Below are 22,023 nucleotides of genomic sequence, written 5' to 3' on the forward strand. Positions count from 1 at the left end.
CGGGCAAGGACGGCGCGCCTGCCAGCCGGGGTGAACTCCGGGGTGATGGTGGTGACCTTCCGGGGTGGGCCGCCGAGGCGGCGCGGTGGTTGGGTGGTGGTGCGCCGTTGGTCATGGGGGTCACTCCCTTGCGTGCGTCAGGTGGGTGAGGTTCAGCGGATGGTTCCGGTGCCCCGGCAGACGCGGCAGCGCCGCTGCCGGCCGGTCCAGGTCCTGCGGGCTCCGTCGCCCTTGCAGTGGGGGCACCTCACGCGGGGCATGGGCATGGGCGGTTCCTTTCTGCTCAGGTGTGGGAGAAGCCGTTGATCAGCCAGGTGACGAGTCCGTGGACCGTGAAAAGCACCGGGGTCTGGCCGAGGTAGAGGCCGAAGAGGCCGACGCAGACTGCTTCCCAGGCGCGGACATCGCGGGAGCGGACGAGGAGGACGGTGATGATCCCGAAGATCACCGCGAACGTGAACGCCGTACCTTCGCTGATCACTTGTCGTCTCCTTCCAGCACCGCGAAGGCGCGGGATATGACGGGCAGTTCCGGGGTCATGGCTGCGTGCTTCCGGGCCGTCGACACGGCTTCCTCGGTCGGGGTGAGGTGGGAGCGGGCGCGGCTCCAGCCGCCGTCGGGGCCGGTGCAGACGGCCACGCCGCGTTCTTCCGCTGTGATCGACTGAGCGACGGCGACGGCGTCCTTGTTGAGGTCGCCCAGGGCCATCTCTGCCGTGCCGGGGTCGTTGACGCGGTGGCAGATTCGGCCGGCGAGCTGAGCCCGCAAGGGGGTGACGCCGGGTCCGAGGTCTGAGCCGACCCTTTGTCCGGCGACGACCAGGTGCAGGCCGAGCGCCGCCCCGAGCTGGGCCAGACGTAAGAGCAGGGTGGAGCATTGTTCGGCTTCTGCCTTGCCTTCACGGGTGCCGTCCGAGAGGTACAGTTCCGCGATTTCGTCGACGATCACGACGACGGGTACCGGTCGCAGCTTGTCGGGCAGTTCCCAGATCGAGCGGACACCTGCCGACCGGCAGGCGCTCATCCGGTCCTGCATGTCGACCACGAGCGCGGAAAGCACCGCGACCGCTTCCCGTCGGCAGGTGGCCAGCGCGCTCAACCGTTCGGCGAATAGGCCGAGTTCCATGCCGCCCTTGCAGTCGATCCCGACCAGGGCGACGGGCTGCCCGGAGAGTTGGGTGATCAGCCGGGCCAGCAGGGTGGACTTGCCGGAGCGGGTGGCCCCGGCGATCAGCCAGTGCGGCACGAGCCGCAGGTTCATGACCCAGGCGCCGCCGCTCTCCAGGACGCCGATGAGCGCGGAGAGGAGTTCGGCCGGAGCCGTAGCGAGGCCAGGCCGCTCCAGCGGATCCGAGTCCGTCGCCGTCAGCAGCACGAATCCACGTTCCGGGGAGGTGACACGGACCGCGTGGACCTTCCACGCGTGCACCAAGGCGTCAGCCGCCTTCATGTACGTCGCCGGAGTCTGCCCCGCATGGAGCCGCACGGTCACCGTCAGGCCCATGCGGGTGGCTCGCGGGAACGAGAACCGCGGAGCCACCGGCCGCAGCGGATCGCCCTTTACCACCAGGTCCCCGAGCAGCCCGCGCGGCGGTCGGCGGGAGACAGCGAGGTCATTGAGCATGGCGACCTTGCGCCAGGTTGCTAACACCCGGCACGCGGTGACCGGGTAGCCGACGACGTACCAGTGCCAGACCGGACGATGCCGGCGCAGAAGGTCACCGACGACGAGCACCCAGGCCAGCACCGCCAAGCCGAGCGCGAGCAGGAGCGGTCCCATCACGCATCCCCGCCCTTGCCGTGCGCAGCCGTGCCGTGCACGGGCGTGATGGCGTCGGCGCGGAAACTGACTCCGTGTCGGTCGCCCATCGACCAGTTGAACGCCGTCAGGCCGGTGACCCGGACGATCTGTCCTTCCTCGATGCCCTTCGGCTGTCCGCTCACGGCGATCTCGATGACGGAGATGCGCCGTCCGTCCTGCCGCACGGTGACGGCCACGGTCCAGACCGGATTGCCGTCCCGGTCTCTCTTCACTTCCTGTGTCTCAGAGTTGGTGATCTTCGCTTCGGGCGCGATGGCGCACCGCAGTACGCCCAGCCGCGCCGTGTCCACGGGAATGGACTGCATTGCTTTGGCCTCCCTGGCCAGTCGGAGACATCAGCTCTCATACTGACGTCACTTGTCCTTACGAGTTACGACTATGAAGTGCTGTACGGCGAGGGTGCAACTACTTATGCTGACGAGTGATGTCGCGCGTGCGACGTGACTACAACCTCAACCCGGAGATGCCGAGATGTCAGAGATCCAGCGCCCCGGAGCCCTCTACCAGCAGGTGGCCGCCGCGATCCGAGAAGCGATCCTGTCCGGCGAGTTCGCGCCCGACTCCCTGTTGCCGTCCGAGGCCCAGCTCATGGCCCGCTACGGCGTCTCCCGGCCGACTGTCCGTAACGCGGTCGCGGCTCTGCGCGCGGAAGGTCTCATCGACGTCCGCCACGGCAAGGGCAGCTTCGTACGTTCCAGCGGACAGCCCGTCCTCACCATCGAGCGCCGCATCAGCCGCACCGCCGAGGGCAAGTTCGTGATGCCCAACGGCGACATCTGGCAAGAGGCCGAGGAGCCGAGCACCTACCGCACCCACACCACGAAGGACACTGGCCGACTCCTCCAACTCGGCGAGGAGGAAGCCCTGTTCGGGTGCGATCGATTGCTCATCGATCCAGGCACCGGCACGCGTGCGATGCATCGCACGCTGATCCCCTTCGAGGTCGCGGACGGCATCCCGATGCTTGCGGAGGAGCCCTGCAAGCGCCCAGCAGCGATCTACCGATGGCTCACCGAGGACGGCCACAAGCTGACATGGACCGAGGCGGTACGCGCCCGCATGCCTCTGCCCGACGAGCGCACCGCACTCCAACTTCCGGACGCGACCCCGATCCTGCACGTCGCCCGCATCACGCACGACACCGACGAACGCCCACTGTTCCTCGAAGAGCTTCGCTTCGGCGCGGACCGTGCCGAGCTTGCCTACCGAATCACCGCCGACAAGCAGCCGGCACGGCGCGCCCGCGCCTGAACGCCAACGGCGATCGGTCGAAAAGGCCTTCACTTCCTCAAGGGCGCGCCTGCGGCGCGCCGGTGCGCCCGGCCGCCCCGGCCGGGCGTGCGGCGTGGCCGCCGATCCCGTCCGGCCGCCCGACGCCCCCGCACGCAGCACGCCCGAGAAGCCGAGGCGTCGCCATGCCGTCGCAGGCCGAGGCGCACAGGGCTGGGGGTCAACGACCTCCGAGACTTTAGGCAGCCACCATGGGGCGAGCCTCGAAGAACAGGGGGCCGATCGGGCTATTGCGGGCAGGTCCAAGGACTGCCCGATCCGCTGGCGAGCGTAAGGCCCCCTGTTCACTCGCCCCATGGCAGCTCCAGCCCAAAGTCTCTCCGGCCGGCGACGTGCCCACGTGCACCGCTCAACAGCGAAAAGGCGCATCACGCTGCACCACCGTCGCCATCCGCGTGCGACTCAAGGACCCGAGCGAGTCGATCCACGGCATCCGGCCAACCCGTCAGCCGCACGACCCCGCGACCTTCCTCGTTCGTCGAGGCGACGGCCCGCATGGCGGACAGCTCGAAGCCCACGCTTAAGAGCGCCCGGTTTAGACGATCGGCCACCTCTCGCGCCTCGCGCCAACCCTCGATGTAGTCGACACCGGACACCCAGAGTCCGGAGTCCACGCCCGGCACGTCGAGACCGTCGCTCAGCCAACCCTCACCCGAGCCAGTCACCTTGCCCACCTCTGCCCTGATCTAGGTAACGGATCCTCAACTTCCTGTGACCGGGGCCGAAATGCAGCACGACGGTCCCGGTACCATCAGGCACCGGGAACCGCCGTGTTCCCAGCCGGGCCACCCTTCGCTTTCCAGGGCTGATGGGGTGGCCCGGTCTCGGTATTGGGTTATGAAGCGCGGCCCCTCACTCGGGAGGGGAGACTCCGGATGTCGGAGAGGCCGCGCTCCTTTGGCCGGAGTGGTCAGACTCCGGCCAATGACCGGATCGCCGCCCGCTCCCGATCGCGGGGGAGCAGACCGGGGCGGAGACCCGGCGTCTGTCAGGCCGGGTTCTCGGCCCAGAGTCGATCGAGGTCCAGGCGAGCCCACACGGACTTGCCACTGCCCTTGAGCCCCGGCGACCACCAGACCGCATCGGCCAAGCGCTGAACGATCAGCAGCCCCCGCCCCCGGTCTGGCAACAGCGCCTCGACAAAGTCACCGGCCAGGGCCGGCGAGATGAACTCACCCGCCGGAAGATCAGGCGGAGTCGAGTCCTCGTCCAGGACGCCGATTCCCAGCAGCCCGGGCCAGTTCATGAGCCGCACGTCGATTCGCCGCCCGACACCAGGCATCGCCAGGCAGTCATCCGGAACCGCGTGGTGCACGACGTTGCCGACGAGTTCCGAGACGATGAGCCGCGCGTCGTCGACCGCGTACGCCAGGCCCCAGGTCTGGAGGTAGGAGCCGACCATGTCTCGCGCGGCCTTCACGCAGTCCGGGTCCTCCGCGTAGAGCGTCAGCGCCCGGAAGTGGCCGTTGTCCGGGTCGTGCACCGAGCGGCGCTGAGCGCCCGTCGTCGAGGCGTTCGCCGTGTCTTTGCTCTGCTGCGCTTCCACCGCGTTCCCTCCCGAGCGTTGGCGAGCCCGTTAGCCCGCCGATCTGTGTCGACCAGTGAACGGCGCAGGAGGCTCAGGCGGGAGCGTTCATCGGGGGGTTCACGTGAACACCAGCAAAGGCAATGGGGGTTCGCGAATGAACCCCCTACCGCGAGACGGCTGTGACACGATGAACACTCGCCGTCATTCTCGGGTTGGCAGGGGAGCATGAGCCGAGAGCCAAACGCGCACTTAATCGCGGTCATGGACGCAGCGAAGGTCTCGAACAAGGGCCTTGCGAAGCGCATGACGGACGAGGCCGCCCAGCGCGGGATGGACCTGGGAACAACGCACGTCGCTGTGAAGCGGTGGCGCGAAGGCGCGGGCATCCGGCCGCAGACGGCGGCGCTCATGGCAGATGTGCTCTCAGCCAAGCTCGGACACCGCATCACGCCAGGTGATCTCGGCTTCTTCGACCACACCAAGTCGACCGCACCCGAGCCGATCGGCTACCCGAGCACCGTCCCCGACCTCTTGTCCATGCTCGACGGAGTCACCCAGGAGCGCGCCGACACAGCAGCGTCGGATCAACTGACCATCGCCGACGCCGATCTCAACTCCGCTGTCCTCTCATGGATGATCGCGCGCCCCGATGGAATCCAGGCCGACAAGCCCGCTCACCAACGAGTCGGCATGCGTGACGTCCGCGCGATCAGGGACGCCGCCGGGATGTTCATGCAACTCGACTTCAAGTACGGCGGAGGCCACGGCCACAAAGCCCTACGCCACTACTTCCGGCACGAAGTGTTGCCCCTGCTGGACACGACCTACAGCGAGAAGGTCGGCACAGCGCTATTCGGCGCAGCCGCCGAAATCTCCCAGCTCCTCGCATGGACCGCCTACGACGTCGGCAACCACCGCCTTGCCCACCGCTACCTGACATCCACACTGCGCCTGTCCCAGGTCATCGATGACCGCATGTTCGGCGCCCGCATCCTCGGCAACCTCAGCCACCAGGCCAACTACCTCGGCAACCACGCCCAGGCCATCCAGTTAGCCCGTGCCGCTGGCGAGGGCGCCAAGGGTCGAGCCACCCCGCGCGCGTTGTCGAACTACTCGGCCATGGAGGCCCGCGCCCTGTCCAACGCCGGCGACGGTATCGCGGCGGCCCGGGCAATGAAGGAGGCAGAGCGCCACTTCGAGCGCGCCGCCACAGGCGAAGACCCCGCGTGGCTGGGCTACTTCGACGAAGCGGAACTCATGGGCGAACTCTGCCACTGCTTCCGCGACCTCAAGATGCGGCGCGAAGCCGTCGCACAAGCCCAGCGAGCCGTCGACAGCACCGACCCGAAGTACGCCCGCACCCTCGGCTTCTGCCGAATGGTGCTCGCCCAGAGCCAGCTACTCAACGGCGAGTTGGAAGCCGCCGTCACCACCGCGAGCCTCGCAGTCGACGGCGGCGATTCCCTGCAGTCCACTCGCTTCCAGCGCTACGTGACCGACTTCCAGCGAGAAGTCAGTGTGCACGTGGCGAACCCCACCGTGGCCGCCTTCAACGAGAAGGTGCACGACGCGCTCATCCGCCTCGACGAAGACGACGAGTAGCAGCTACCAAGGACGCCAGTCCCGAGGCGCGTCGTCGTTACGCAGACCCGCAATGCGCCGGCGGTACTCGGCCGCGGTCTCCTCGTCCTCCTGGACGTTCTGCATGAGCCACGTCGTCATGCCGAACTCTTGGATCCCCCGCAGCGTCTCGTAGCCAGGCCAGTCGTATAGGTCGCGCCCGTACGCGGCCACGAAGTCGGCGTACTGTTCGTCGGTCTGCCACCTCAGGCTGTGGTGCTCTACCGCCGTGACCATGAGATCCCACTCAGGGTGGTCGTAGCAGAAGGCTTCGAAGTCGATCAGGATGACGCGGCCATGATCATCGACCATGAGGTTCTGCACGTGGGCGTCTCCGTGCACCGGACCCTTGGGCGTCTCGAACCGCAACTCACCGTACTTGTCCTGTAGCTCCCGCCACCGTTTCCGCAGGAAGACCTTGTCATCGTCCGGAATCACGGCCCGATCAAGGCGTAGCTGCTGTTTGTCGAAGGGGGCGAAGGACGGGAGAGCGAGACCCTCAGGCACGGTCAGCGAGTGCAAATCCCGCAGGACGCGCCCCAGTTCCCCGTATGTCGCCTTGCGGTCACCCTCGACGATCAGATGCCAGAACGTGACGGGGTGGCCATCGATCAAGAGAGGCTGCTCCAGCTCCTCAACGATGCGAGCAGCAGCAAACTCTTCGTCCCGCAGCCACCGCGCCACGGCCACTTCTACGCGGGCTTTGGGCAACCACTCCTCCCCCCGTGCCACGCGCACGATCACCGGCACGGAGGCCAGCCGGAACAGCGCGTTCTCCCCGAGACGGATCAACTCTGCGTCTCTGTCATCGAGCCCCGCGGCCCGGCATGCGGCAGCCATCACCCGGGCCGCCCTCGACGACGTGAACCCCTCTTCCGTGCGAGCAGCGTCAACCGCCATGCCCGTACCAGCTCCCCTAGTCACGCGCGATCAACCGACGCACGCCCACGGGTGACCAACCCGACGCGCGCCAGACACGACCTTGACCGTACCCGGGGCTGGACAAAGTAACGAGGGGCGGCCACCAGTCGCGCTCCGCGCTGGCGCTTCGTACGTCGTCTGGGACGAAACGACGTCAGCCGGGTCGCTCGCGAAGGTCTACGGGCGCCGACTCCGTCAGCCCGGCTCGCCACAGCCAGACACCTGCTGAAGAGCGCCGGACAGACAGCGGACGGACCTGCGCCCGGTCGTATGGATCAGTGTTGAGCGGGGACACCAAGGTCACCCAGAAGGCCACGGACGCGGCGCTCGATCTCGTCGCGGATTGGGCGGACGTCGTCGACGGTCCTGCCTGCGGGGTCGTCCAGGGTCCAGTCGAGGTAGCGCTTGCCGGGGAAGACCGGGCAGGCGTCGCCGCAGCCCATTGTGACGACCACGTCGGCGGCGCGGACGATCTCGTCCGTCCAGGGCTTGGCGAACTCGCGGGAGATGTCGATGCCGCGCTCGCTCATCGCGTCGATGGCGGACGGGTTGATCTCGTTTCCGGGTTCGGAGCCACCCGACCAGGCGACGGCGCCCTCGCCGGCGAGGTGTTGGAAGAAGCCCATGGCCATCTGGCTGCGGCCGGCGTTGTGGACGCAGAGGAAGAGCACGACGGGCTTGCCGTCAGTGATGTGGCCTTCGACCTTGGCCAGGGCGTGCAGACGCTGGCGGGCGAAGCGCTCGGCCAGCAGCGGCAGGTAGTTGGGGATGGTGCTACGGCCGGCGAACTGGTCGTAGCTGGAGTGCAGGAACCGTTCGATGGTCTCCTCGCCGAAGGTGCCTTCGAACTGGCGGCGCAGGTGGCCGGCGGCAGTGCGCAGGGCGAGTTGCTGGTCGATGCTCAGGTTGCGGGGCGGGAAGGACGCGGTCTCAGTCATCACTGCCTCCAGGCGGGCGGACGGCGGGTGCCAGCCGGTCGACCCGGTCGGCGAGATCACTCAGGGCGTCGGCGAAGGCGTCGTCGGTGCCGGTGCGGGTGGGGTCGGGGACTGACCAGTGCAGGCGGTCCGGGATGCGGGGGCCGAGCTGTTCGTGAGCGTTGTCGCAGACGGCGACCACGAGGTCGTCCGGTTGCAGCGTGTCGTCGATGTGGGCGGTGCGGGCGGTGGCCAGGGAGAGGCCGTGCTTGCGTGCGGCCGCGACCGCGCGGGGGTGGATACGTGGGGCGGGGTCGGTTCCTGCCGAAGCGGTCGGGATGGTGCTGTGGCGCTTCCAGAGGGCGGCGGCGAGGTGGGAGCGGGCGGAGTTGTGGGTGCAGACGAACACCACGCGCGGTGCTGTCCTCAGGGGTGTGGGCATCGTGTCGGCCAGGGCCTGCACCCGTAGGTGCAGGTAGGTACGCCGTCGGTCCCCTTCGGAGCGGGACCGCTCGATCAGGCCGACCTGTTCGAGCAGCTTGAGGTGATGGGCCAGGAGGTTGCTGGCCACCCCCAGCTCCTGGCCGAGTTCGCCGGGCGAGGCGTCGCCGAGTAGTAGACGGTCGATGATCGCCAGGCGTGCGGGTTCCCCCAGAGCCGCGTGCCGTTGTGCTCGCGCCACCATCGATGCAGACCAGTCAGCGTTCATTGACTCAATTCTCATTGAGGTAACTGTCGGCTGTCAATGCTGCTGCAGGTCCCAGGGCAGCGCTGGGGAACGTCCCTCTGCCGATTGAGGAGGGCTGGGGCAGCGTGAACGCCAAATGAACACGTGGCGAGGTGAGCTTTTGAGCGCCATGGGAACGCGTGAGCGGCGCCTACTCTGCATAGATGGCTATCAGTGCGTGCGGCGAAGGGGCAGAGGCGGTGATGGAGGAGGCGGAGACGTGCACCCCATCGCTGGCGTGCCACCTCATCGACCGCGACGAAGCCGGACGGCTCGCTGCCATGCTCAAGGCCATCGCCGACCCGACCCGGCTGCAGCTGTTCCGTCTCATTGAGCGCGCCCCGAAGGGGGAGGCGTGTGTGTGCGACCTGACCGAGTGCCTCGGTCTGCGGCAGCCGACCGTCAGCCATCACTTGAAGGTCATGACCGAAGCCGGTCTGCTCGACCGTGAGCGTCGCGGCACCTGGGTCTGGTACGCCGTGAACCTCGACGGGCTGCGCCGCATACGGGCGATTCTGGAACCGGTGCGGGAGCACGAGCCCGCCGCAGCCGCCTGACTCGTTCCCGATCAGGGAGTACGCAGCATCCGGCGCTGGACGTCGAGTTGGTGCTCGCTCATCCATGCCTGCCCCGCGGCCTGGATTGCATCCCACGGTGAGCCCAGCGGCGGCGTGTAGGAGAGATCGAGCTCCGTGAGCCCGTCCACCGGCATGCCGTGGAAGACCGCGGTGGCGTACGTGTCGACGCGCTTGGAGATCTCCGCACCGCGGCGGCCTACGAGTTGGGCGCCGAGCAGGAGCCCACTCGTCGTGTCGCCGGTGACTCGGATCGAGATCGGGGTGGCGCCCGGGTAGTACGCCTTGTGATCGTCGGGACGGCTGGCCGTCGTGGCCGGGGTCCAGTCCCGTCCGGCACCGAACGCTTCGTGGTCGCGCAGGCCGGTGCGGGCAGCGACGAGATCGAAGACCTTGACGACCTGGGTGCCCAGGCTGCCCGCGAACCAGCGGTAACCGCCCAACGCGTTTTCCCCTGCGATCCGCCCTTGTTTGTGGGCGGTCGTGCCCAGCGGCAGCCAGGTTTTGCCGAGCAGGCGGTGGTGGGTGACGGCGCAGTCCCCGGCCGCAAAGACGTCCGGAAGCGAGGTACGCATGTGCTCGTCGACGTCGATCGCGCCCTTCACGCCGAGCCGGGCCCCGGCCTTGGCGGCGAGGGCTGTGTCGGGGCGTACGCCGACGACGACCAGGACGAGGTCAGTGCCGCGGCTGAACGTCCGGCCGTCCGGCCCGGTGGCCTGGACGCGGAGCAGGTCGCCGGACGGGTCGCGGGTGATCGCGGTGACCTGGGTGCCGGTGACCACGTCGACGCCGTGGGAGGTGAGCTCGTCGCGGACGAGCGCGCCGAGTTCCGGGTCGACGGTCGGCAGGACCTCGGGCAGCGCCTCGATCTGGGTGACCGTCAGACCGCGTGTGACCAGGGCCTCGGTCATCTCCAGGCCGATGTAGCCGGCGCCGATGACGACCGCCGATTTCGGGCGGCGTTCGGCGAGGGACTGCATGATCTCGAATGTGTCGCCCATGCTGTGCAGGAGATGGACCCCGTCCTGCGGGCCGAGGGCGTCGGGGCCGTTCAGTCCCTCTATGGGCGGCCGAGCACTCACAGCGCCGGTGCCGACGATCAATGCGTCGTACGGCAGTTCCTCGCTGCGGCCGTCGGTGTCGCGCACGGTGAGCTGTTTGCCGGGCACGTCGATGGCGGTGGCGAGGGTGTTGGCGCGCACCTGCATGCCGGTGGCCTTCAGATCGGCGAGGGTGCGGTGGGCGAGGTTGCTCCAGTGGCCGACCTCGCCGGATACGTAGTACGGGATGCCGCAGATGGAGAAGTTCGGGTAGGCGTCGGCCACGACCACGGTGACTTCGCTGTCGGGATCCAGTTCGCGGGCGCGTAGGGCGGCGCTGATGCCGGCGTCGCTGCCGCCGATGGCGACTATGCGCTTGCTGGCCACCGGGAAACCTCCGTCGGAAAGGGAGGTTGAGGGTGCCGGGCACCCCCAACCGGGGGCGTGGGGTCAGGCGAGGTGGTCGGCGAGCTCGCGTTCCAGGGCGGTCTTGGGCTTGGCGCCCACGATGGTCTGCACGACCTCGCCGTTCTTGTAGACGTTCATCGTCGGGATGGACATCACGCCGTAGCGGGCGGCGGTTTCCGGGTTCTCGTCGATGTTGAGCTTGACGATCTCGATCTTGTCGCCATGCTCGGCGGCGATCGCTTCCAGCGACGGGGCGATCTGGCGGCACGGGCCGCACCAGGCAGCCCAGAAGTCGACCAGGACCGGCTTGTCACTGGCCAGGACGTCCTGCTCGAAGGAGTCGTCGGTGATGTTCTTGAGAGCCACGGGGTTTCCTCTTACGTGATGAGGGCGGGGCCCTCAGGCAGTGACGGCCTCGGTTGCGGCGGGGGCAGGCACGTAGGCAAGGGCCGCCAGGTACCGCTCGGCATCGAGGGCGGCTGCGCAGCCGGAGCCGGCCGCGGTGATTGCCTGCCGGTAGGTGTGGTCGACGACGTCGCCGGCGCCGAAGACGCCGGGGAGGTTCGTCCAGGTGGAGGGAGAGGCGACCTTGAGGTAGCCGTCGTCGTCCAGGTCGAGCTGGCCGGTGACCAGATCGGTGCGTGGGTCGTGGCCGATGGCGACGAACAGCCCGGTGGCCGGGAGTTCGGTCGTCTCGCCGGTGACGGTGTCGCGCAGGGTGAGCCCGGCGAGCTTGCCGCCGGCCTCGTGGATCTCGGCGACCTCACGGTTCCAGGCGAAGGAGATCTTCGGGTCGGCGAAGGCGCGGTCCTGCATGGTCTTGGAGGCACGCAAGGTGTCGCGGCGGTGGACGATGGTCACGGAACGGGCGAAGCGGGAGAGGAAGGTGGCTTCCTCCATGGCAGTGTCGCCGCCGCCGACGACCACGATGTCGTGCTCGCGGAAGAAGAAGCCGTCGCAGGTCGCGCAGTACGAAACCCCGCGGCCGGAGAGTGCGTCCTCGCCGGGCAGGTTCAGCTTGCGGTGCTGCGAGCCGGTCGCCACGATGACGGCCTTCGCCCGGTGGACCGTCCCCGCGCTGTCGGTCACGGTCTTGATCGTGCCGGTGAGGTCGGCCTCGACGACGTCATCCGGGACGAGCTCGGCGCCGAAGCGCTCGGCCTGGGCCCGCATGTTGTCCATCAGCTCCGGGCCCATGATGCCGTCGCGGAAGCCGGGGAAGTTCTCCACCTCGGTCGTCTGCACCAGCGCACCGCCGGCCGTGACCGCACCCTCGAAGACCAGCGGCTTCAGCGAGGCGCGGGCCGTGTAAAGGGCGGCGGTGTATCCGGCAGGCCCGGAGCCGATGACGATGACGTTACGGATCTCGTCCGTGCTCATGCCTGCGGCTCCGGCGCGATCTCCTTGATCAGGCCCTCGACCAGCACCTTGATCTCGTCGCGGATCGGACGTACGGCCTGCACGCCCTGGCCCGCGGGGTCCTCCAGTTGCCAGTCGAGGTAGCGCTTGCCGGGGAAGACGGGGCAGGTGTCGCCGCAGCCCATGGTGATGCAGACGTCCGACTCCTTGACCGCGTCCACGGTGAGCATCTTCGGGACCTCGGCGGAGATGTCGATGCCGACCTCGGCCATGGCCTCGACGGCGGCCGGGTTGACGTTGGCACCCGGGTTGGAGCCGGCGGAGCGGACCTCGACGCGGTCCCCGGCCAGGTGGGTCAGCCACGCGGCGGCCATCTGGGAACGGCCGGCGTTGTGGACACAGACGAACAGCACGGAGGGCTTGTCGGACATCAGGAGGTCTCTCTTGTCTCGCGACTGTCTCAGCGACAAAGGGGGTACGGCACACGTCAGTACCCGGTGGTGTCAGTCACCACTGATGTGAGAGTATCAGCCCATGATGACGTCAGTCGACACTGATCTGATCCGGGTTCTGGCCGACCCGCTCAGGCTCCAGATCGTGACCCTGCTCGCCAAAGAGACGCTATGCACCACCCACCTCGTGGAGGAGACCGGTGCCCGGCAGACCAACCTCTCCAACCATTTGAGGGTGCTGCGCGAGGCCGGCGTCGTGGAGACGGAGCCGTGCGGCCGGTTCACCTACTACCGGCTGAAGCCTGACGTCATCGCCACGCTCGCCGGCCAGTTCGCCGACCTGGCCGAGTCCGCTCGCACCGCCGCCGAGAACAAGAGGGCCTGCCCATGACCGCCGCCGAAGCCGCCACGACCGCGGAGTCCGCGCCAGCCGCGCCAGTGCCTGAATCCGCCGGGCAAGTGCCGGCGGCCACCCCGTCGCGTGCTCCCCTGGTCGCGCGGGCTTCCGCCGAACTCATAGGCACGGCGCTGCTGGTGGCGGTCGTGGTGGGCTCCGGTATCCAGGCCACGGAGCTGACCAAGGACGTCGGCGTGCAGCTGCTGGCCAATTCCATGGCCACCGTCTTCGGCCTCGGCATCCTGATCCTGCTGCTCGGTCCGGTTTCGGGCGCGCACTTCAACCCGGTCGTCACGCTGGCCGAGTGGTGGACGGCCCGCCGTGGCGGACCCGGAGTCACACTGCGCGAGGTGGCCGTCTACGTCCCCGCGCAGGTCGTGGGTGCGATCGCGGGTGCGATCCTGGCTGACGCGATGTTCGGCGAGCCGCTGGTGGAGTGGTCCACCCATGACCGCTCGGCGGGTCACCTGCTGCTGGGCGAGGTGGTGGCGACGGCCGGGCTGATCCTGCTGATCTTCGGCCTGGCCCGCGCGGACAATCTGCGCTTCGCCCCCGTGGCCGTCGCCTCCTACATCGGCGCGGCGTACTGGTTCACCTCGTCGACGTCCTTCGCCAACCCGGCTGTGACCATGGGCCGCGCGTTCACCGACACCTTCGCGGGCATCGCGCCCGGCTCGGTCGCCGGGTTCGTCGTCATGCAGATCGTCGGCGCGGTAGTGGGGTTGGCCCTCGTGGCCCTGATCTTCATGCCCGCCCGTTCCCGCTCCGAGCCTTCCGCCGGGTGACACAGACGACGCAGGTGGTGGTGATCGGCGGCGGCCAGGCCGGTCTCGCCGCCGGTTACCACCTTCGCCGCCTCGGTCTGGACTTCGTGATCCTGGATGCACAGGCCGAGCCGGGCGGCGCCTGGCAACACGCCTGGGATTCGCTGCACTGGTTCTCCCCGGCGGCGTACTCCTCGCTGCCGGGACGGCCGATGCCCCTGCAGATGGGCGAGCCGTACCCGGACGCGCGCCATGTGGTCGGCTACCTCACCGAATACGAGCGGCGCTACGACCTTCCCGTCCACCGCTCCGTGTGCGTGACGGGGGTTCACCGCGACGGCCGGCATCTGCGCGTCGAGACTGACGCGGGCAGCTGGCGTGCCGGGTCCGTCATCAGTGCCACCGGTACGTGGTGGCGCCCCTTCCTGCCCGCCGTTGCCGGTCGGTCGGACTTCCGTGGACGCCAGCTGCACACGGTCGAGTACCGCAGTCCGCGCGACTTTGCCGGGCAGCGCGTCATCGTGATCGGCGGCGGCAACTCCGGTGCACAGATCGCCGCCGACCTCGCCTACGACACCGAGCTGACCTGGGTGACGCAGCGCCCGCCCCGCTTCCTGCCTGACGACATCGACGGCCGAATCCTGTTCGACGTGGCCACGGCCCGTCGCCGCGCCCTCGACGAAGGCCGCACTGACACCCAAGGCGTGGCATCACTGGGGGACATCGTCGCCGTAGCACCTGTGCGGGAGGCCCGGGACGCCGGGCTGCTGAAGGCGTCGCCCATCTTCGTACGCCTCGACCGTGACGGAGTCGTGTGGGCCGACGGCACGCGAGCGCCCGCCGACGCGATCATCTGGTGCACCGGCTTCCGCCCGACCCTCTCGCACTTGGCGCCTCTGGGGCTGCGCGGCCCGAGGGGCCGTATCGCCACCACAGGTAGGCGGTCCGTGGATGAACCGCGCCTGCACCTTCTCGGCTACGGCGACTGGACCGGGCCCGCCTCTGCCACCCTGATCGGCGTCGGACGCCCGGCCCGCGACGCAGCGCGCGAGGTCGCCGAGTTGTTCGCCTAGGGTCCTCGGCGGCAGTCACGGTTGGGGATCAGACCTGCTGGGCTCAGTTCAGCGTCTGGGCGGCGTACAGGGCACCAACGGCTGCGGCGAGGCCGCCGAGCAGGAGCCGTAGAGCCCGTTCGGGCAGGCGAGGTTGGAGGCGTGCGCCGAGGTATCCGCCGATCAGCCCGCCGGTGCCGCAGGCGAGCCCGAGCCACCAGTCCGGGGCGACGTCTCCGGCGCTCACGAGCGACAACACCGCGTAGGCAGCTGCGCCGACCAGCGAGGTGGCGAATGTGGCGGCTAGTGCTGCCGGTGCGACGCGTGCGACGGGCAGGCCGCGTCCGACGAGGATCGGCCCGAGCAGGGAGCCGCCACCAATGCCGTAGATGCCGCCAACCACGCCGACCGCCAGGGCGAGACCGGTGAGCGTGCGCGGGGCCAACTCGGCTGCGGGCGACGGCCAGTGGTGTGCCGGGGTGAGGGCGCGCAGGCAGAGCCACAGACCGAGCGGCAGCAGTAGAGCGGCGATCAGGACGCGGAAGTGGCCTGGGCCGGGGAGGGCGAAGACCCGGATGGCGGCGCCGAGGACGACGCCGGGCAGCGTGCCCAGCACCAGGCGGCGGGCAAGGTCGCCGCGCAGGGCACCGTCGTGTCGGTAGCGCCATAGGGCGCCGGGTCCGGCGACGACGTTGAACAGCAGGTTGGTCGGAGTGACCGCCGGGTTGGGCACGCCGAAGACGCTCAGCTGGACCGGGAGGAGGAACACCGCGCCAGACACGCCCACGGGGGCGGTCATGACCGCGATCAGTAGACCGGCGGCCAGCCCTCCCGCCAATGTCCAGTCCACGCCTGCCCCGCTCGCCGATCGCCCGGTCAGTATCGGTGCTTCGGACCGGAGTGAGAGTCACCTGCAATGAGATATTCACAGGACAGCAGGTGCAGCCCAACGCGTTCGTCGTTTCGTGTTGCCGCACGTTGCTCGGGGCGTGGGATTGCCGAGTTGTCCAAACCTGACAGTTCCCTGCCGGTCGTCAGCTCAACGTGCTGACGACACGCCGTACTTCAGCGGCGACGGACTCTGGCAGCGGTACGTAGTGGATCCTGGCCAGCGGCTTCTGGCCCTCCTCGCTGGCGGTGTACGTCAGGAAGGACTTCAGGGCGGGCAGGGTCGCGGCCGCGTTGCCCTTGTCGCACACGATCTCGTAGCTGACCAGGACGATCGGGTACGTACCGTCGGCGGAGACCCGGTAGTCGAACGCCAGGGTCAAGTCCTTGCCCTTGCCGACCACCTTGGCGGCGGCGATGCCGGCAGACGACGTCTCCTCATTCGCCGCCACGGGCTCGGAGGCGCCAGTGTCGACGCGGACTGTCTTGAGACGCTGAGCGGCGGCGAAGGAGAGCTCGAAGTAGCCGATGGATCCTGATGTTTCAGCAACCGCCGCTGCCACCGCACTGGAACCGTTGGCCGCTTCGCCGCCCTGGCCCTGCCACGACTTCTCCGTCGGGTACTGCCACACCTGCGGGGCGGCGCCCGCGAGGTACGCCTGGAAGTTCTGCGTGGTGCCCGAACCGTCCTGCCGGTGCACCGCACGGATGGGCTGGGAGGGCAGGACGACGCCCGGGTTCTGGCGGCGGATGGCCGGATCGTCCCACGTGGTGATCTGCGAGTCGAAAATCTTGGCGATCGTCGCGGCGTCCAGGACCAGGTCGTCGACTCCCGGCACGTTGAAGCCGAGCGCGATGGCGCCGCCCACCATCGGCAGGTTGATGACCCGGCCGCCTGTGCAGACCCGCTCGTCCGGTGTGTTCTCTTCCGAATCGACCGGGCTGTCGGTGCCGCCGAATGCCGTGCTTCCCTGCATGAACTGGACGACGCCGGCGCCGGACCCCAGCGGGTTGTAGGCGATCCGCACGGGATGGCACGCCCGCTCATACAGCGTGATCCAGTTCTTCATGGCGTTTTCCTGGGCGCTCGACCCCGAGCCCGGGACCTTGCCCTGCCGCGCGCAGTCGATGTCGGAGGCCACGGGGCTGGTGGAGGGACGGTCACCGCCGTCGCCCGCGTCGCCGAGTCCGCAGCCTGCCAGGAGCAGCATGCCGGCCAGTCCCGCAGCGGTGGCCGGAGCGCTCAACCGTCCCGTACGTACCCCATGTCGGCGCTGCACCATTGCCCCCTCGCATCGAACAGCAAATCGGATATAGATGCTGGCCGATGTATTGAGGGGGTGGGCTACCTCAAGGCGAACTTCAACTGACGCACTGCCGTACGGGCCATGTCAGCCGAGAGTGCCGAGCATTCGCCCCATGGCAGCGACCACCGACGGCTCGACGCGGTAGTAGACCCAGGTGCCGCGCCGCTCGGAAGTGAGCAATCCGGCTTCCTTGAGCTTCTTCAGGTGGTGGGAGACGGTCGGCTGAGAGACACCGACGTCGGAGATGTCGCACACGCACGCCTCGCCCCCCTCATGTGAGGCCACTGCCGAGAACAGCCGCAGGCGCACCGGGTCACCGAGCGCCTTGAACATGCGAGCCGTCTTCTCGGCCTCCTCGGCGGTCAGCGTTCGTTCGGTGAATGGCGGGCAGCAGGGTGCCACGGCCTCGGGTTCCAGCAGGGGCAGCACCGTCGTCGTATTCGACATGCATCTATGTTGACATACATCGAACCAGCGAGGGAGGGGATGGTATTACCGCCCTTCCGAGAGGTAGCGGAAGAGGCCAAGACTGCCGCAGTGGCGCGACCAAGAACCGGTCGTCCGCCCGGACGCCTCCAGCGCCACAGAACTCACCCCCTGCCTGCGCAGAGCGTGTGCAGCGACCAGTCCGGACCATCCCCCCGATCAACCACTAGGTCTATCTGGCTCATGTTCTGATCTTCAGATTCGACAAATGTCTATGTTGACGCTTATCGATACAGGTGCCATGCTTGGCAGCGCAAGAGATCGACGGATGTCGAAACAAAGGGGAATCGTCGTGAACCCGTCCGCCAACGACCAGCTGCCCGTCGCGGTCATCGGAGCCGGTCCCATCGGCCTGGCCGCCGCTGCCCACCTCATCGAGCGCGGCATCGAACCCCTGGTCCTGGAGACCGGACCGTCCGCCGGCACCGCTGTCCGGGACTGGTCACACGTGCGGCTCTTCTCCCCGTGGGCGGAGCTCACCGACCCGGCAGCCGAGAAGCTGCTGGCCCCGACCGGCTGGGTACGCCCGGACGGCGCCGCATACCCGACGGGCGGTGACTGGGCCGAGCAGTACCTACAGCCGCTCGCCGACCTCCTCGGCGACAGGGTCCGGTACGGCGTCACGGTGACCGGCGTCGCCCGCGCCAGCCGGGACCGAATCGTCGACGCCGGACGCGAGGAGCAGCCCTTTACTCTGCATGTCCGCACCGCGGACGGGTCCGAGGAACGAATCAGCGCCCGCGCCGTCATCGACGCCTCCGGCACCTGGTCCACTTCGAGCCCGATGGGTGCCGACGGCATGCCGGCCCTGGGCGAGAGGGCCGCCGCCGACCGAATCTCCCACCGCGTCCCCGACCTCAAGGACCCGTCCGTACGCGCCCGTTACGCGGGCAAGCGCACCGCCGTCGTCGGCTCGGGCGCTTCCGCCTTCACCGCCCTCGCCTACCTCGCGGACCTCGCGAAGGAACAGGACGGGACGCACGCGGTGTGGATCCTGCGCCGCGGAATCAGCACCAACACCTACGGCGGCGGCGAGGCCGACCAGCTCCCGGCGCGCGGCGCGCTCGGCCTGCGCGCGAAGGCCGCGGTGGATGCCGGTCACGCGTCCGCTGTCACGGGCTTCCGCACCGAGGCCGTCGAACAGGACGGCGACCGCCTGATCCTGATCGCCGAGGACGGACGGCGCCTGGACCCCGTGGACGAGATCATCGTCCTGACCGGCTTCCGGCCGGACCTGTCCTTCCTCTCCGAAGTCCGGCTCGGGCTCGACGACCGCCTCCAGGCGCCGACCGCGCTCGCCCCGCTCATCGACCCGAACGTGCACTCCTGCGGCACCGTCTACCCGCACGGCGTCAACGAGCTTTCCCACCCCGAGCAGGGCATCTTCATGGTCGGCATGAAGAGCTACGGCCGCGCACCGACCTTCCTCGCAATGACCGGCTACGAGCAGGTCCGCTCTATCACCGCGGCACTCGCCGGAGACCACGAGGCAGCCGAACGCGTCGAACTCACCCTCCCGGAAACGGGCGTGTGCGGCGGCGCGGGCCTCTTCGACGAGCCGGAGAACGCCGAAGAGTCCGGCGGCGGATGCTGCGCCGCCCCCACCACCGTCCAGATCGGCGTCGGCGCCCCGACTTCCACGTCCGGCGGCTGCTGACCCCCACACCTGCACAAGGAGGATCGTCATGCCCCGCGTACAACTGGCCCTGCGAGTCCCAGATCTCGACGCGTCCATCGCCTTCTACAGCAAGCTCTTCGGCACCGAGCCCGCCAAACTCCGCGACGGGTACGCCAACTTCGCCATCGCCGAGCCCCCGATCAAGCTCGTCCTGATCGAAGGCACCCCGGACGAGGACACCCGCCTGGACCACCTCGGCGTCGAGGTGGATTCGACGGAGGCCGTTCACGCCGCCACCGCCCGCCTGAGTGAGGCCGGCCTGTTGACGACCGAGGAGAACGACACCACCTGCTGCTACGCCCTCCAGGACAAAGTCTGGGTCCACGGCCCCGGCCAGGAGCCCTGGGAGGTCTACGTCGTCAAGGCTGACGCTGATTTCCTGGCCAAGCAGCAGGGCAGCACCTGCTGTGCTGGCCCGGCCGACACTGCAGTTGACGCAAAGGAACCCGCAGTCCCGGGCGGCTGCTGCTGACCCGCGAATGACCAGCCTCCACACCAGCGGGGCCGTGACCGAGACGGGGGAGCGGTCACGGCCCCGCTGGTGTGGAGGCTGCCCGGTGTGTCCACGTGACCCTCGCCGCCACCAACAACGATCACCACAGCGTGGCCAGGCGAAGACGTGCTCGACGCGGGCGCGGACCTGCTTGTGCTCGCGGTTGTGCTCGGCCTGCCACTCGGTCAGGTCCCCGCCGCGCGGTCTGCGGTGCGGGATGACTAGGCCGGCGCCCGGGTAGCCGCCGTCGGCGATGGTGGTCGTTCCGCCGACGGCGGCCTTGGCGCCGGACTCCTCCCATGCCTTGCAGTCGTTGCGGTTGCCCGGGAGAGGTCTGCCGATCGCGACGACCAGGCGGGTGTGGGCGTCGATGACGACCTGGTGGTTGGTGGAGTACCTGTAGTTCTTGGACTGCTCGGCGATGGTGTGGTCGCGGGTAGGAACCAGGGTGCCGTCGACGATCAGCACAGCGTCCTTGCGGAACCGCTGCCTCGGCTTGAACGCGAGGAGCGGGCCGACGTGGTCGATGATCCGGTCGGCCGCCGACTTGGATATCCCGAACAGCGGCGCGAGCTGCCGCAACGTCAGGTTGGTGCGCCAGTAGGCCGCGACCAGCAGTACCCGGTCCTCTAAGGGCAGGCCCCACGGCCGTCCGGGCCTCACGGTGTCGGCGCCCTCGCGGCGCAGCGCGGTCATCAACTTGCGGAAGTCGCGCGGGCTCAGCCCGGTGAACGGGGCTATCCAGGACGGTTCCGACGCCGTGATCACGCGAGGCATTGCTGGATCATCGCACCCACGGTCGGCAGCCTTGGAGGTCAGCCTGGCCTCAGAACTCAAACCAGAGCTCGATGTTCGGGTGGACCCGTTCCCGCAGGCAGTTTGAGTGTGAATAGGCCTGCTGCCGCACGGCACCGCCTCGCACCGGGTCAACCGCACCGAGCCTGAGCTCGGTCGCTGCCCCGTCCTGGTCGAGATCGATGACCTGATAGCAGAAGCAGCAGGTGGGGTTCGGGTTCAACGATGCCCTCTCATGTCGCCGAGAACAGCAGCGCCGACCGCGCTGTCCTGCAGACCCTACGTCGAACAGGACACCGATAACGGGACAGCCTTTAGCGTACCTCTCCGCAGGTCAGGTCAGGAGCGACATGAGATACACCCCTGCCGCACCGCCTACCGCCAACTCGTGATTGATGTTGCTCCAGTTGCAGCAATGCAGCGGCCCCTCGACTTGTACGAGAGCCCTGGTATGTAGGTCATCGATATCCCAGACCCGGACCGTTTGGTCGTGGCTGGTGGTAGCGATCCAGGCACCGTCCGGTGAAACGGAGACCGAGTTGACCACCCCCGCGTGGCCGGTGAGGGCGGCCGTGCAAGCCCCCGTGTTGCGGTCCCAGATCCGCACCGTGGCGTCATCGCCAGCGGTGGCCAGCCAGGCGCCGTCCGGTGAAACGGAGACCGAGTTGACCACCCCCGCGTGGCCGGTGAGGGTGGCCGTGCAAGCCTCCGTGTTGCGGTCCCAGATCCGCACCGTGGCGTCATTGCCAGCGGTGGCCAGCCAGGCGCCGTCCGGTGAAACGGAGACCGAGTTGACCACCCCCGCGTGGCCGGTGAGGGTGGCCGTGCAAGCCCTCGTGTTGCGGTCCCAGATCCGCACCGTGGCGTCATCGCCAGCGGTGGCCAGCCAGGCGCCGTCCGGTGAAACGGAGACCGAGTTGACCACCCCTGTGTGGCCGGTGAGGGTGGCCGTGCAAGCCTCCGTGTTGCGGTCCCAGATCCGCACCGTGGCGTCATTGCCAGCAGTAGCCAACCAAGCACCATCCGCAGCAACGGCAACACATCGGACGGAGGAGGTGTGGCCGGTGAGGGTGGCCGTGCAAGCCCCTGTGTTGCGGTCCCAGATCCGCACCGTCTTGTCATCGCCAGCGGTAGCCAGCCAGGCGCCGTCCGGAGAGAATGCCAGCGAACGCACCCTCACTCGACAGCCGATGGACAGGTCCGAATCATCGGTGGCGACGGCGTAGTCCCAGGTCCGTATCGAGGCGTCGTTGCCAGCGGTGGCCAGCCAGGCGCCGTCCGGTGAAACGGAGACCGAGTTGACCGCCCCTGTGTGGCCGGTGAGGGTGGCCGTGCAAGCCTCCGTGTTGCGGTCCCAGATCCGCACCGTGGCGTCATTGCCAGCGGTGGCCAGCCAGGCGCCGTCCGGTGAAACGGAGACCGAGTTGACCACCCCCGCGTGGCCGGTGAGGGTGGCCGTGCAAGCCCTCGTGTTGCGGTCCCAGATCCGCACCGTGGCGTCATCG

Annotated in this window: 24 protein-coding genes and 2 pseudogenes; 8 read left to right on the plus strand and 18 right to left on the minus strand. The window is 68.6% G+C overall.

Annotated elements, in window-relative coordinates; translation table 11 throughout:
• Positions 1–283: 283 nt before the first annotated feature.
• The 3 genes from ACFQ6S_RS37215 to ACFQ6S_RS37225 are packed head-to-tail and all read right to left on the minus strand — an operon-like array spanning position 284 to position 2,126.
• Entirely contained in the window at positions 284–481 is a 198-nt protein-coding gene (locus ACFQ6S_RS37215) for a hypothetical protein (RefSeq protein WP_383419543.1), read from the minus strand.
• Positions 478–1,779, minus strand: coding sequence for an FtsK/SpoIIIE domain-containing protein (locus ACFQ6S_RS37220; protein ID WP_383419545.1), 1,302 nt, complete (start codon positions 1,777–1,779; stop codon positions 478–480). Before ACFQ6S_RS37220 ends, ACFQ6S_RS37215 begins: the two co-directional genes overlap by 4 nt.
• Positions 1,779–2,126, minus strand: coding sequence for a hypothetical protein (locus ACFQ6S_RS37225; RefSeq protein WP_383419547.1), 348 nt, complete (start codon positions 2,124–2,126; stop codon positions 1,779–1,781). The genes ACFQ6S_RS37220 and ACFQ6S_RS37225 overlap by 1 nt, the downstream gene beginning before the upstream one ends.
• A gap of 166 nt (positions 2,127–2,292) precedes the next feature.
• Here ACFQ6S_RS37225 and ACFQ6S_RS37230 point away from each other — a divergent pair, with 166 nt between their 5' ends.
• Entirely contained in the window at positions 2,293–3,072 is a 780-nt protein-coding gene (locus ACFQ6S_RS37230) for a GntR family transcriptional regulator (RefSeq protein ID WP_383419549.1), read from the plus strand.
• Between the two features lie 407 nt (positions 3,073–3,479).
• On the opposite strand, the gene ACFQ6S_RS37235 is transcribed toward ACFQ6S_RS37230, so the two are convergent.
• Positions 3,480–3,776, minus strand: a complete 297-nt coding sequence (locus ACFQ6S_RS37235) for a hypothetical protein (protein ID WP_383419744.1) — start codon at positions 3,774–3,776, stop codon at positions 3,480–3,482.
• A 323-nt stretch (positions 3,777–4,099) separates the two neighbouring features.
• Positions 4,100–4,657 carry an ATP-binding protein gene (locus tag ACFQ6S_RS37240; protein WP_383419551.1) on the minus strand — a complete coding sequence of 186 codons (558 nt, stop codon included), beginning with the start codon at positions 4,655–4,657 and terminating at the stop codon, positions 4,100–4,102.
• A gap of 207 nt (positions 4,658–4,864) precedes the next feature.
• On the opposite strand from ACFQ6S_RS37240, the gene ACFQ6S_RS37245 reads away from it, so the two are divergent.
• Positions 4,865–6,241 (plus strand): sporulation protein, encoded by a 1,377-nt coding sequence (locus ACFQ6S_RS37245; RefSeq protein ID WP_383419553.1) that lies wholly within the window; start codon positions 4,865–4,867, stop codon positions 6,239–6,241.
• Positions 6,242–6,244: 3 nt separating this feature from the next.
• Here ACFQ6S_RS37245 and ACFQ6S_RS37250 read toward each other — a convergent pair whose 3' ends face one another.
• From ACFQ6S_RS37250 to ACFQ6S_RS37260, 3 genes are all read right to left on the minus strand, one after another.
• Positions 6,245–7,159 carry a phosphotransferase enzyme family protein gene (locus ACFQ6S_RS37250; protein ID WP_383419555.1) on the minus strand — a complete coding sequence of 305 codons (915 nt, stop codon included), beginning with the start codon at positions 7,157–7,159 and terminating at the stop codon, positions 6,245–6,247.
• A 296-nt stretch (positions 7,160–7,455) separates the two neighbouring features.
• The gene (locus ACFQ6S_RS37255; protein ID WP_383419557.1) at positions 7,456–8,118 is read right to left on the minus strand and encodes an arsenate reductase ArsC; all 663 of its coding nucleotides are present in this window, start codon (positions 8,116–8,118) and stop codon (positions 7,456–7,458) included.
• The gene (locus ACFQ6S_RS37260; protein ID WP_383419559.1) at positions 8,111–8,806 is read right to left on the minus strand and encodes a helix-turn-helix domain-containing protein; all 696 of its coding nucleotides are present in this window, start codon (positions 8,804–8,806) and stop codon (positions 8,111–8,113) included. The genes ACFQ6S_RS37255 and ACFQ6S_RS37260 overlap by 8 nt, the downstream gene beginning before the upstream one ends.
• Before the next feature lie 182 nt (positions 8,807–8,988).
• Between ACFQ6S_RS37260 and ACFQ6S_RS37265 the strand changes: the two genes are divergently transcribed.
• Positions 8,989–9,381: an ArsR/SmtB family transcription factor gene (locus ACFQ6S_RS37265; protein ID WP_383419561.1), complete on the plus strand. Its 393-nt coding sequence runs from the start codon at positions 8,989–8,991 to the stop codon at positions 9,379–9,381.
• 11 nt (positions 9,382–9,392) lie between these two features.
• Here ACFQ6S_RS37265 and ACFQ6S_RS37270 read toward each other — a convergent pair whose 3' ends face one another.
• The 4 genes from ACFQ6S_RS37270 to ACFQ6S_RS37285 form a co-directional block, all read right to left on the minus strand.
• The gene (locus ACFQ6S_RS37270) at positions 9,393–10,826 is read right to left on the minus strand and encodes an FAD-dependent oxidoreductase (protein WP_383419563.1); all 1,434 of its coding nucleotides are present in this window, start codon (positions 10,824–10,826) and stop codon (positions 9,393–9,395) included.
• A gap of 63 nt (positions 10,827–10,889) precedes the next feature.
• Positions 10,890–11,213: a thioredoxin gene (trxA, locus tag ACFQ6S_RS37275; RefSeq protein WP_383419565.1), complete on the minus strand. Its 324-nt coding sequence runs from the start codon at positions 11,211–11,213 to the stop codon at positions 10,890–10,892.
• Positions 11,214–11,246: 33 nt separating this feature from the next.
• A complete protein-coding gene (gene trxB, locus ACFQ6S_RS37280; protein ID WP_383419567.1) occupies positions 11,247–12,227 on the minus strand; it encodes a thioredoxin-disulfide reductase in 981 nt (326 codons plus the stop codon).
• Entirely contained in the window at positions 12,224–12,637 is a 414-nt protein-coding gene (locus ACFQ6S_RS37285; protein ID WP_383419569.1) for an arsenate reductase ArsC, read from the minus strand. The genes trxB and ACFQ6S_RS37285 overlap by 4 nt, the downstream gene beginning before the upstream one ends.
• Positions 12,638–12,740: 103 nt before the next feature.
• On the opposite strand from ACFQ6S_RS37285, the gene ACFQ6S_RS37290 reads away from it, so the two are divergent.
• Genes ACFQ6S_RS37290 through ACFQ6S_RS37300 form a run of 3 tightly spaced genes read left to right on the plus strand, consistent with a single transcriptional unit; the run spans position 12,741 to position 14,892 of the window.
• Complete coding sequence (locus ACFQ6S_RS37290) at positions 12,741–13,049, plus strand: ArsR/SmtB family transcription factor (RefSeq protein ID WP_383419570.1); 309 nt, start codon at positions 12,741–12,743, stop codon at positions 13,047–13,049.
• On the plus strand, positions 13,046–13,840 hold the full coding sequence (locus ACFQ6S_RS37295; protein WP_383419571.1) for an aquaporin: 795 nt from the start codon (positions 13,046–13,048) through the stop codon (positions 13,838–13,840). Before ACFQ6S_RS37290 ends, ACFQ6S_RS37295 begins: the two co-directional genes overlap by 4 nt.
• On the plus strand, positions 13,837–14,892 hold the full coding sequence (locus tag ACFQ6S_RS37300; protein ID WP_383419573.1) for an ArsO family NAD(P)H-dependent flavin-containing monooxygenase: 1,056 nt from the start codon (positions 13,837–13,839) through the stop codon (positions 14,890–14,892). The genes ACFQ6S_RS37295 and ACFQ6S_RS37300 overlap by 4 nt, the downstream gene beginning before the upstream one ends.
• 43 nt (positions 14,893–14,935) lie before the next feature.
• Here ACFQ6S_RS37300 and ACFQ6S_RS37305 read toward each other — a convergent pair whose 3' ends face one another.
• From ACFQ6S_RS37305 to ACFQ6S_RS37320, 4 genes and pseudogenes are all read right to left on the minus strand, one after another.
• The gene (locus ACFQ6S_RS37305) at positions 14,936–15,721 is read right to left on the minus strand and encodes a TSUP family transporter (protein WP_383419575.1); all 786 of its coding nucleotides are present in this window, start codon (positions 15,719–15,721) and stop codon (positions 14,936–14,938) included.
• 184 nt (positions 15,722–15,905) lie between these two features.
• Complete coding sequence (gene pstS, locus ACFQ6S_RS37310; protein WP_383419577.1) at positions 15,906–16,970, minus strand: phosphate ABC transporter substrate-binding protein PstS; 1,065 nt, start codon at positions 16,968–16,970, stop codon at positions 15,906–15,908.
• 180 nt (positions 16,971–17,150) lie between these two features.
• Entirely contained in the window at positions 17,151–17,513 is a 363-nt protein-coding gene (locus tag ACFQ6S_RS37315; RefSeq protein WP_383419579.1) for an ArsR/SmtB family transcription factor, read from the minus strand.
• Between the two features lie 45 nt (positions 17,514–17,558).
• Positions 17,559–17,696: pseudogene (locus tag ACFQ6S_RS37320) on the minus strand (hypothetical protein); the annotation flags it as partial.
• Positions 17,697–17,820: 124 nt separating this feature from the next.
• On the opposite strand from ACFQ6S_RS37320, the gene ACFQ6S_RS37325 reads away from it, so the two are divergent.
• Positions 17,821–19,209, plus strand: a complete 1,389-nt coding sequence (locus tag ACFQ6S_RS37325; RefSeq protein WP_383419581.1) for an NAD(P)-binding domain-containing protein — start codon at positions 17,821–17,823, stop codon at positions 19,207–19,209.
• 28 nt (positions 19,210–19,237) lie between these two features.
• Complete coding sequence (locus tag ACFQ6S_RS37330; RefSeq protein ID WP_383419583.1) at positions 19,238–19,702, plus strand: ArsI/CadI family heavy metal resistance metalloenzyme; 465 nt, start codon at positions 19,238–19,240, stop codon at positions 19,700–19,702.
• 138 nt (positions 19,703–19,840) lie between these two features.
• Here ACFQ6S_RS37330 and ACFQ6S_RS37335 read toward each other — a convergent pair.
• Both ACFQ6S_RS37335 and ACFQ6S_RS37340 read right to left on the minus strand, forming a co-directional pair.
• Positions 19,841–20,500, minus strand: a pseudogene (locus ACFQ6S_RS37335) (transposase); the annotation flags it as partial.
• Between the two features lie 352 nt (positions 20,501–20,852).
• The coding region (locus ACFQ6S_RS37340) for a WD40 repeat domain-containing protein (RefSeq protein WP_383419584.1) at positions 20,853–22,023 on the minus strand (1,171 nt) is incomplete at its 5' end.

Origin of the sequence: Streptomyces sp. NPDC056479 (assembly GCF_042795335.1) — a bacterium.
In the GTDB taxonomy this organism is placed as follows: Bacteria; Actinomycetota; Actinomycetes; order Streptomycetales; family Streptomycetaceae; genus Streptomyces.

Bases quoted from the DNA above. Each gene is read 5' to 3' on its own strand.
- ACFQ6S_RS37265 (WP_383419561.1), top strand. From the start codon at position 8,989: ATGGCTATCAGTGCGTGCGGCGAAGGGGCAGAGGCGGTGATGGAGGAG.
- ACFQ6S_RS37225 (WP_383419547.1), bottom strand. From the start codon at position 2,126: ATGCAGTCCATTCCCGTGGACACGGCGCGGCTGGGCGTACTGCGGTGC.
- ACFQ6S_RS37285 (WP_383419569.1), bottom strand. From the start codon at position 12,637: ATGTCCGACAAGCCCTCCGTGCTGTTCGTCTGTGTCCACAACGCCGGC.
- trxB (WP_383419567.1), bottom strand. From the start codon at position 12,227: ATGAGCACGGACGAGATCCGTAACGTCATCGTCATCGGCTCCGGGCCT.
- ACFQ6S_RS37255 (WP_383419557.1), bottom strand. From the start codon at position 8,118: ATGACTGAGACCGCGTCCTTCCCGCCCCGCAACCTGAGCATCGACCAG.
- ACFQ6S_RS37250 (WP_383419555.1), bottom strand. From the start codon at position 7,159: ATGGCGGTTGACGCTGCTCGCACGGAAGAGGGGTTCACGTCGTCGAGG.
- ACFQ6S_RS37325 (WP_383419581.1), top strand. From the start codon at position 17,821: ATGTCGAAACAAAGGGGAATCGTCGTGAACCCGTCCGCCAACGACCAG.
- ACFQ6S_RS37230 (WP_383419549.1), top strand. From the start codon at position 2,293: ATGTCAGAGATCCAGCGCCCCGGAGCCCTCTACCAGCAGGTGGCCGCC.
- pstS (WP_383419577.1), bottom strand. From the start codon at position 16,970: ATGCTGCTCCTGGCAGGCTGCGGACTCGGCGACGCGGGCGACGGCGGT.
- ACFQ6S_RS37260 (WP_383419559.1), bottom strand. From the start codon at position 8,806: ATGAACGCTGACTGGTCTGCATCGATGGTGGCGCGAGCACAACGGCAC.
- ACFQ6S_RS37220 (WP_383419545.1), bottom strand. From the start codon at position 1,779: ATGGGACCGCTCCTGCTCGCGCTCGGCTTGGCGGTGCTGGCCTGGGTG.
- ACFQ6S_RS37315 (WP_383419579.1), bottom strand. From the start codon at position 17,513: ATGTCGAATACGACGACGGTGCTGCCCCTGCTGGAACCCGAGGCCGTG.
- ACFQ6S_RS37245 (WP_383419553.1), top strand. From the start codon at position 4,865: ATGAGCCGAGAGCCAAACGCGCACTTAATCGCGGTCATGGACGCAGCG.
- ACFQ6S_RS37330 (WP_383419583.1), top strand. From the start codon at position 19,238: ATGCCCCGCGTACAACTGGCCCTGCGAGTCCCAGATCTCGACGCGTCC.
- ACFQ6S_RS37290 (WP_383419570.1), top strand. From the start codon at position 12,741: ATGATGACGTCAGTCGACACTGATCTGATCCGGGTTCTGGCCGACCCG.
- ACFQ6S_RS37295 (WP_383419571.1), top strand. From the start codon at position 13,046: ATGACCGCCGCCGAAGCCGCCACGACCGCGGAGTCCGCGCCAGCCGCG.